8 protein-coding genes and 2 pseudogenes are annotated in these 7901 nt (G+C 59.3%); 4 read left to right on the top strand and 6 right to left on the bottom strand.

The window, feature by feature from the left end; genetic code table 11:
• Positions 1 to 407, bottom strand: a pseudogene (locus tag PMI11_RS09010) (MBL fold metallo-hydrolase); the annotation flags it as partial.
• A 298-nt stretch (positions 408 to 705) separates the two neighbouring features.
• Here PMI11_RS09010 and PMI11_RS09005 point away from each other — a divergent pair.
• Positions 706 to 1461 (top strand): sigma-70 family RNA polymerase sigma factor, encoded by a 756-nt coding sequence (locus tag PMI11_RS09005; RefSeq protein WP_037071012.1) that lies wholly within the window; start codon positions 706 to 708, stop codon positions 1459 to 1461.
• Entirely contained in the window at positions 1458 to 2258 is an 801-nt protein-coding gene (locus tag PMI11_RS09000) for an anti-sigma factor family protein (RefSeq protein WP_007815792.1), read from the top strand. Before PMI11_RS09005 ends, PMI11_RS09000 begins: the two co-directional genes overlap by 4 nt.
• Here PMI11_RS09000 and PMI11_RS08995 read toward each other — a convergent pair.
• Together PMI11_RS08995 and tal are read right to left on the bottom strand one after the other, a co-directional pair.
• Complete coding sequence (locus tag PMI11_RS08995) at positions 2255 to 2923, bottom strand: DUF1345 domain-containing protein (protein ID WP_007815791.1); 669 nt, start codon at positions 2921 to 2923, stop codon at positions 2255 to 2257. The genes PMI11_RS09000 and PMI11_RS08995 overlap by 4 nt on opposite strands.
• A gap of 97 nt (positions 2924 to 3020) precedes the next feature.
• On the bottom strand, positions 3021 to 3986 hold the full coding sequence (tal, locus tag PMI11_RS08990; protein WP_007815790.1) for a transaldolase: 966 nt from the start codon (positions 3984 to 3986) through the stop codon (positions 3021 to 3023).
• Positions 3987 to 4432: 446 nt separating this feature from the next.
• Between tal and PMI11_RS08985 the strand changes: the two genes are divergently transcribed.
• Entirely contained in the window at positions 4433 to 5416 is a 984-nt protein-coding gene (locus PMI11_RS08985) for a sugar-binding transcriptional regulator (RefSeq protein WP_007815789.1), read from the top strand.
• Positions 5417 to 5439: 23 nt separating this feature from the next.
• Here the strand turns inward: PMI11_RS08985 and PMI11_RS08980 are convergent, their stop codons facing one another.
• Entirely contained in the window at positions 5440 to 6312 is an 873-nt protein-coding gene (locus PMI11_RS08980; RefSeq protein ID WP_007815788.1) for a methylated-DNA--[protein]-cysteine S-methyltransferase, read from the bottom strand.
• An 83-nt stretch (positions 6313 to 6395) separates the two neighbouring features.
• Positions 6396 to 6893, bottom strand: a complete 498-nt coding sequence (locus PMI11_RS08975; protein WP_007815787.1) for a DUF2244 domain-containing protein — start codon at positions 6891 to 6893, stop codon at positions 6396 to 6398.
• A 22-nt stretch (positions 6894 to 6915) separates the two neighbouring features.
• On the opposite strand from PMI11_RS08975, the gene nth reads away from it, so the two are divergent.
• Positions 6916 to 7698: an endonuclease III gene (gene nth / locus PMI11_RS08970; protein ID WP_007815786.1), complete on the top strand. Its 783-nt coding sequence runs from the start codon at positions 6916 to 6918 to the stop codon at positions 7696 to 7698.
• On the opposite strand, the pseudogene PMI11_RS08965 reads toward nth, so the two are convergent.
• Positions 7663 to 7901: pseudogene (locus PMI11_RS08965) on the bottom strand (TetR/AcrR family transcriptional regulator); the annotation flags it as partial. The gene nth and the pseudogene PMI11_RS08965 overlap by 36 nt on opposite strands.

The following is a 7901-nucleotide window of genomic DNA, read 5'->3' as shown; positions in this document are numbered from 1 at the left end:
TCGATACCGGCCGCCGCCATGTTCGCCGGCAGATGCGTGGCATTTTCCTGCCATTGACCGACGCCGGAACCGGCATCCATCATGATCGTGCGGCCGCCGACCTTCAGGACGACCACCGTCAATGGGATCGGCATGAATTCGGTCGTCAATCCTGCCTTGGAAAGCGCCTCCTTCGTGTCTTCGATCGAGGCGTTCTTGATGAAGGCCGGATCATGCGGCTTCTTCCAGATGCCGTCATAGATCGCCGTGACCTCGATATCGCCGACCTTGTATTTGTAGAAACCGACCGTCGGCTCCAGCGGTGTCTCGGCAAATGCCGGCATGACGAATTCGAGCTTCGACGACAGACCGAATGCGGCCGCGGCGGCAGCCGATCCCAGGACAGCGCGACGTGACATAGTGAACATGAATATGCCTCCTCTTGTTGATGGCATTTCGACTGGCGAAGACTGCGATTTCTCGGATGTCCTCGCTGACGAACTAGATCGAAGGCACCTCACACTTATTCCCAATTTCGACTGACATTCTTTCAAGTAATTGGAAATGTTATGCTATTTTTGCTGCGCAGCGCCAACGCCAGACTGAGCGCAAATAAATCGACATTTTCTGGAATAAAACCGCACGCCGATCGGTCTAGACTGCAGGAGACCGCATCTGATGCCCGCGGATCTCACGTCCCAATCGGCTGCTGTTGAGGCAGGGAGGATGATGACAAACGCTCAGATCACCTATCCCGTCGGATCGAACGACTGGATGCAATTGCTCGTCTGGCAAGCGTCGCGGGCACGCATTCGACCATCACCACTAGCGGTGTTTCTTGCCAGCGCGACGCGGCTGTTCCATCTCATGGTCTCGGAGAAGTCCGGCGGCGAACGGATCACCTCGACGGCCGCGACAGCCGCCCAGCATGAGTTCATGCAGCGTTTTCAGGATATGATTATTCCGCACCTGGATGCGGCTTATAATTTCGCCCGCTTTCTCAGCCGCGACGCCGAAGCGGCCCAGGATATCGTCCAGGAAGCATTCCTGCGCGCCTACCGCAATTTCGAAACCTATCGTGGCGGCGATCCGCGTTCCTGGCTCTTTGCGATCGTCAGGAACTGTTGCCATGTCTGGCGCCAGCAGGATCGCCGCAAGGCACATTTCGAGTGGCATCTGGACGATACCGGTGGTGGCGATCCTGACGAAGATGAAGGCTACCAGGTCGCATCGGAAGAGGATTCTCCCGAGACGGCACTGATCCGGCAAAGCGAGCAGCAGCGCGTGCGCGCCGTTATCAGCAAGCTTCCGGAAACGATGCGCGAAATCCTCGTCCTGCGCGAGCTCGAGGATCTCTCCTACCGGCAGATCGCCGAAATCATCGATGCGCCGATCGGCACCGTCATGTCGCGCCTTGCGAGAGCTCGGCGCGAATTTGGCGAAGCTTGGGATGCGTGCGACCGAAGCGAGGCGGCAGGATGAGTGAAGCCCATCAGAGAGGCTGCCCCGAATGGCGCATCATGCTGCACGGTTTTATCGATGGCGAACTGGATTCCGTCCATGCAACGCAGTTCGAGGATCATCTGGCGACCTGCGAGAATTGCCGGGCGGAGATGGAAAGGGTCGCTGCCGTGAGAGAGATCATCGATCAGGATGGCGTGCGATGGAGACCGCCCGAAGCCTTGCGTTCGCAGGTCCTGACCATGCTATCCTTCGAACAGACGGCGGCGGCCGCCAACCTGCCTCAGCCGCGCCAACCGGTCTTCTGGCGCCGCGCCCTGGACTTCGTCCGGCAGTGGAGTTTCGTGCCATCGCTTGCCGTGCTGGCGGCCAGCGGCTTCCTGTTCATCAATGCACCGTCGCAAACCCTGATCCTGCAGGACGAAATCATGGCGAGCCATGTCCGCTCAATGATGGCGGATCATCTGACCGACGTCCTGACATCGGACCAGCATACGGTGAAGCCCTGGTTCAACGGCAAGATCGATTTCTCGCCGCCGGTCAGCGATCTTTCCAAGGACGGCTTTCCGCTGGTCGGCGGGCGTGTCGATTATATCGGCGGTCGCGCTGTTGCCGCCCTTGTCTACAGACGCCATGGCCACGTCATCAACCTGTTCATCTGGCCTACGGCTTCCGGTGCACAGACGACAACGGAGCACGACGGCTACAACATGGTGCAATGGTCGGATGGTGGACTGACGTTCTGGGCGATCTCGGATGTCGCCTCGGGTGATCTCGCCGAATTCGAGAACCTCTTCCGATCTGCGGAAAGGCTCTAAAGCAAACTTGCCCCAACATTGATCGCAAGTGCCAGAATGGTGGTGTTGAAAAGGAACGACAAGAGCGCATGCAGCAGCGTGAGCTTGCGCATCGATGTCGAGGTTACGGCGACATCGGCCGTCTGAGCCGCCACGCCGATGGTGAAGGAGAAATAGAGGAAGTCCCAATAGGCAGGCTCCTCTATGCCATCAGGGAATTTCAGCCCGTCGCCCTTCTCCGGTCCGCCATAGAAATAATGCGCATAGTGGATCGTGAAGAGCGTGTGCAGGAAAAGCCAGGAGATCATGATGGTCAGGATCGCCGCCGCCGCGCGCGCAAACGCAATGTCGGGCGGCGCCTCCTTGACCGAATGAAGCTCGATGCCGATACCGGCAATGCTGGCAAGGGCAGCCACGATCGACAGGAAGAGCAGAAAGGTGTCGGAGAAATCGAGATCCTCGGAGCGTTTCTTGATGCTTTCGACAGTCGCCCGCAGCATCTTGCGCCAGCTCAGCGCAATGAAGATGATGGCGGCGGCATTCCAGCCGGACAGGATATTGCTGGCGCTGACGTCCCGCGACGTCAGGAGCAGAAAGACGATGAAACCGCCAAGCGCCGAGAGGATGAAGCTTGCATGCTTGTAGGCAAGCGAGATCAGCGAATTTCCGTCATCCTCATCGGCCACTGCAATCCTCCAGCCTCTATGCCCTTGATCTGAAGATGAAAAAGGCGCGGATGCCAGCAGCACCCGCGCCTTTCGTCAAAGTGCGGCTTGCGTGGCCTTAAGCGGCAGCGAGCTGCAGTTCCTTGCGGACCTGGCTGCGCAGCGTGCCGAGGTCCTTTGCGAATGCGCGAATGCCTTCTGCGAGCTTTTCTGTCGCCATGGCATCTTCGTTCATCATCCAGCGGAAGGTCTTCTCGTCGATCGTGATCTTCGGCTCGGCCTTCTTGGTTTCCGGCGACAGCTTGCGCTCAAGCTTGCCCTGATCGTTGGAAAGCTCGTCGAGCAGGTTCGGAGCGATGGTCAGACGATCGCAACCAGCCAGCGCTTCGATTTCGCCGGTGTTGCGGAACGAAGCGCCCATGACAACCGTCTTGATGTCGTTTGCCTTGTAGTAGTTGTAGATATCGCGAACGGACAGAACGCCCGGATCTTCCTCGGCGGTGAAATCCTTGCCGGTCGACTTCTTGTACCAGTCGAGGATACGGCCGACGAAGGGCGAGATCAGGAACACGCCGGCGTCAGCGCACGCAATTGCCTGAGCCTTGGAGAAGAGCAGCGTCAGATTGCAATCGATGCCTTCCTTCTGCAGGACTTCCGCTGCGCGAATGCCTTCCCAGGTGGAAGCGAGCTTGATGAGGATGCGATCCTTCTCGATGCCGCGCTCCTTGTAGGCTGCGATGATGCTGCGTGCCTTCTTCAGCGAAGCTTCGGTATCGAAGGAGAGATCGGCATCGACTTCGGTGGAAACGCGGCCGGGAACGAGCTTTACGAGGGCAGCACCTACGGAGATCGCGAGGCGATCGGCAACGGCTGCGGCGGCAGCATCGGCATCACCACCGAGCTTCTTGCCCCAGGCGATCGCTTCCTTCATGTCGTCGGCAAACATGTCGGTGCCCAGCGCCTTGAGAACGATGGAAGGGTTGGTCGTGCAATCAACCGGCTTCAGGCGAGCGACAGCCTGGATATCGCCGGTGTCGGCGACGACGGTTGTGATCTCGCGGAGTTGGTCAAGCTTGGATGTCATGGTCAAATTCCTTTGTGAACTTGGGCTGCGGACCGGCGCGAGTTCCGCCCGGCAAAGAGGTGATCTAAGGACAGATGGTTTGCATGCAGCAGGCGAATAGTCGCGCGTCCGTCACGGATGAGTCATAAACGTGAGAGACACTGGCGGTGTTCCCGGGTGCGGGGCTCCCAACGCCGGAATACGACGAGCACATCGCAAGCGATGCCGCCTGCGGCTTAAAGGCCGGTCGAGACTTTCCGCATGCCCGCACATTGTCCTCCTCGGACGGACAAGAACGATGTTGTCGACCCTGACTATCGCCGCTCCAGCAACGAAAAGTCAAGGACATTTGTGCATTTCAATTGACATAAGTGTCACACCCGGCATTATCGCGGGAACAAAGCCGATGCCACAACCTTATGCTATCGATAGCAAAGATCTAGGGCGAAATCGGCGCGGGAGGAGATGTGGTCAAGCTGAAACGCGGCACGCATACTGCCTATTCCGAAGCCTCCTCGCTCCGGCTACGGGCTGCATGGCTCTATTACAATGAGGGCCTGACCCAGAAGGATGTCGCCGAACAGCTCGGCATCAGCCGCACGACCGTCATCCGCCTGCTCGACGAGGCGATGAAGCGCAGCGAAGTGCAGATATGGATCAACGACTCGATCGGCGACTGTGTGGAGCTTTCGGTCAAGCTGGAAAGGGCCTATGGCCTCGATGAGGCGATCGTCGTACCGGAACCCGCCAATTGTGACGTGAATTCACTGGCAAAGAATGTCGGTCTGGCGCTCGGCCAGTTCCTGTCGGAGGCCATTCCGGACGATTATACGATCGGCGTCGGCTGGGGCCGCACCATGACGGCCTCGCTCGCGAGCTTCCGCCCGCCACGCCGCGACAATTGCAAGATCGTCTCCCTGCTCGGCGGCATCGTCGCCGTCCACCAGACAAACCCAATTGACTACACCTGGCGCCTTGCCAATCAGCTCGGCGCGGAATGCTATATGTTCCTGGCCCCGCTGCTGGTCGATTCCACCGAGACCAAGCGCAACCTCATCGAAAAATGCGGGCTCGATACGATCTATCGGCTGGCGGAAAACCTTGATCTCGCGATCGTCAGCTGCGGCGATATAGGCCCGCATTCGACATCGCTCTCCGAGGGATGGATTTCGAAGGCCGAACTGCAGCAGCTGATCGATGCCGGCTGCGTCTGCGACACCATGTTCAACTTTCTGGACAAGGACGGCAATTCCGTCGACCACTCGATCAATCAGCGGGTGATGTCGGTGGATCTCGATACGCTGAAGGAGGCGAAACATATCGTACTTTCCTCCGGCGGCGCGCATCGGGCGGTCGCGATTCGCGCAACGATCAAGCGCATCGGCTGCAACACGCTGATCACCGACGAGAGCGCGGCAAGAGCATTGCTGGAGCTCACCGAAGCCGCCTGACGGCTTCGGCTGATCCCAATCGCTCAGGCGTGCGCCGATTCCCAGCCAAGCATGGCCCGTTTGCGGGTCAGACCCCAATGGTAACCGGTCAACGCCCCGTTTTTCCCGAGTGCACGGTGGCAGGGCACGACGAAGGAAATCGGGTTGGCCCCGACCGCCGCACCGACAGCACGCATGGCAGTCGGCCGTCCGATGTCCTTGGCAATATCGCTGTAGGTCACGGCTTTGCCGAAAGGGATTTTCAGAAGGCTCTGCCAGACGCTGACCTGGAAATCCGTTCCGATCAGCACAACCCGCAATGGCTGTTCCGACGTCCAACGGCCCGGCTGGAAGATGCGCTCGGCGTAAGGCGCCGTCGCTTGACGGTCTTCCACATATTCCGCATTCGGCCAACGGCAGGTCATATCCTCAAGGCAGGCCTTCTCATCACCGGAATCGCTGAAGGCGAGGCCTGCAAGGCCCCGATCTGTCACCATGACGAGGGCCGTCCCGAAGGGGCAGGTATGGAACCCGTAGCGGATCGTCAGCCCGCCGCCCTTCGCCTTCCATTCGCCCGGAGACATTGCCTCATGCGTCACGAACAGGTCATGCAGGCGGCTGGGACCGGAAAGACCGACCTCGATCGAGGTTTCGAGCAACGGCATCTCTTCCTTGCGCAGCAGCCGCTTTGCGTGGTCGAGCGTCACTGCTTGCAGGAAGGCTTTCGGCGAAAGGCCGGCCCAGCGCGTAAAGGTCTTCTGGAGCTGCGTCGGCGACTGGTGCAACCGAGCGGCAATCGCTTCCAGCGACGGCTGGTCGCGATATTCCTCGCTGATGAGTTCGATGACCTGACGGACGATATCGTAATCAGGGCCATCAGGAGTGATATCTGTGTCGAGCTTCGCGATCATGTTCATCGTCTTTCTCCTTTACAAAGGAGATAATCAAGGGCGGGCAGCCAAACCACCCGTTTCTTGCGCCCCGATTCTTACGCAACGTCTCAGATACGCTGCTTTACCGTTGCCAGCGCGCGCTTGAAGGCCTTGGCGAAGCTTTCGCGGTCATCGGGATTGAGGAAGGAGCCGACATCCGTACGTTTGCCCTCCCCGAAAATATGCATGGAGAGAATGCCGATTTCCTGATGCCGCCGCACGAGGAAGCGCGTCCAGAATGGATTGAAGTGGTGCTCGATCATCCGGCCGGACGGAGAGAACTTGCGCACGGACACATCTGTGCGCGAAACCGTCACCTCTTCCCGCACCCTGCCGGATCGGTAGCTCAGCCAGAAGGCGCCGTAGAGCAGCAGGAAATCCAGCCCGAAAAAGAAGCCGATCGGCCAGGCGCCGGTGACTATAAAGAACATGCCGTAGACGAAGCAGACGGCGCCGGAAACACTGAGCAACACCTTAAAACCCTTCCGGCCGAGCGAGCGGTAAGGAAAGAGTTCGGCTGCGAAAACAGGCTGATCGTTACGGCTGTCGGCGTTGCTTTCCATCATGGCCAGTGAGTATAGATTTTCCATGGCGAATCCGAAACTCAAATCCGTTATCAAATCGTCGCAAAAATCGAGTGTGATCGTCCGCCGCAAGCCGGTGGCGGCGGTGAAGACCGCCTATTCATTGGCCGAGCGCGAGGAGATCTTCCACCGTTTCTCCATCCAGCGCCCTGAGCCGCGAGGTGAACTGGAACACACCAATCCCTTCACCCTCGTCGTGGCAGTGGCACTCTCTGCGCAAGCGACGGATGCCGGCGTCAACAAGGTGACGCGCGCGCTCTTCAAGATCGCCGATACGCCGCAGAAAATGCTCAATCTCGGCGAGGAGAAGGTTCGCGAGCACATCAAGACGATCGGCCTCTACCGCAACAAGGCGAAGAACGTCATCGCGCTCTCGCAGATGCTGGTCGATGAATTCGGCGGCAAGGTGCCGGAGACCCGGGAGGAGCTGGTTCGCCTGCCGGGCGTCGGCCGCAAGACCGCCAATGTCGTACTCTCAATGGCCTTCGGCCAGGCGACGATGGCGGTTGACACCCATATCTTTCGCATCGCCAACCGCATCAGGCTCGCCCCCGGAAAGACGCCCGACGAGGTGGAAGACCGGCTGATGAAGGTTGTTCCGAAGCACTACCTCTATCACGCCCATCACTGGCTGATCCTGCATGGCCGCTATACCTGCAAGGCCCGTCGCCCGGAATGCGAGCGCTGCGTCATCGCCGATATCTGCAAATCGCCGGAGAAGAGCAGCGATATTCCGGCGCCGCTGGTCGAGCTACCGCCGCAGGTGATCGGCGAGGCCGTCGAGTAGGACAGCTATCCCCTGCTCGTAGTCCTCACGACTGCCGCCTGCTTCGATGGCGATCGCCCCGCGATCGAAAGCCGCTGACAGCAGCGTCGTCAATGGTCCGAGCAAAGCACCGGCCTGCGGCAGCAAGGCTTCGAGCCCTGCCCGCAATGTCGCTTCTGCATTCTCGGCATCGATCTGCACAGTGGCGGGCAAGCCGATGACCG

This window comes from Rhizobium sp. CF142, assembly GCF_000281145.1.
Classification (GTDB): Bacteria; Pseudomonadota; Alphaproteobacteria; order Rhizobiales; family Rhizobiaceae; genus Rhizobium.
Note: the sequence above shows the minus strand (reverse complement) of the source record. Positions and strands in the feature narration are given on the sequence as shown.

What these genes read in the sequence shown, in the direction of transcription:
- tal (WP_007815790.1), bottom strand. Translation starts at nt 3,986, where the DNA reads ATGACATCCAAGCTTGACCAACTCCGCGAGATCACAACCGTCGTCGCC.
- PMI11_RS08980 (WP_007815788.1), bottom strand. Translation starts at nt 6,312, where the DNA reads ATGAACATGATCGCGAAGCTCGACACAGATATCACTCCTGATGGCCCT.
- PMI11_RS09005 (WP_037071012.1), top strand. Translation starts at nt 706, where the DNA reads ATGATGACAAACGCTCAGATCACCTATCCCGTCGGATCGAACGACTGG.
- nth (WP_007815786.1), top strand. Translation starts at nt 6,916, where the DNA reads ATGGCGAATCCGAAACTCAAATCCGTTATCAAATCGTCGCAAAAATCG.
- PMI11_RS08975 (WP_007815787.1), bottom strand. Translation starts at nt 6,893, where the DNA reads ATGATGGAAAGCAACGCCGACAGCCGTAACGATCAGCCTGTTTTCGCA.
- PMI11_RS09000 (WP_007815792.1), top strand. Translation starts at nt 1,458, where the DNA reads ATGAGTGAAGCCCATCAGAGAGGCTGCCCCGAATGGCGCATCATGCTG.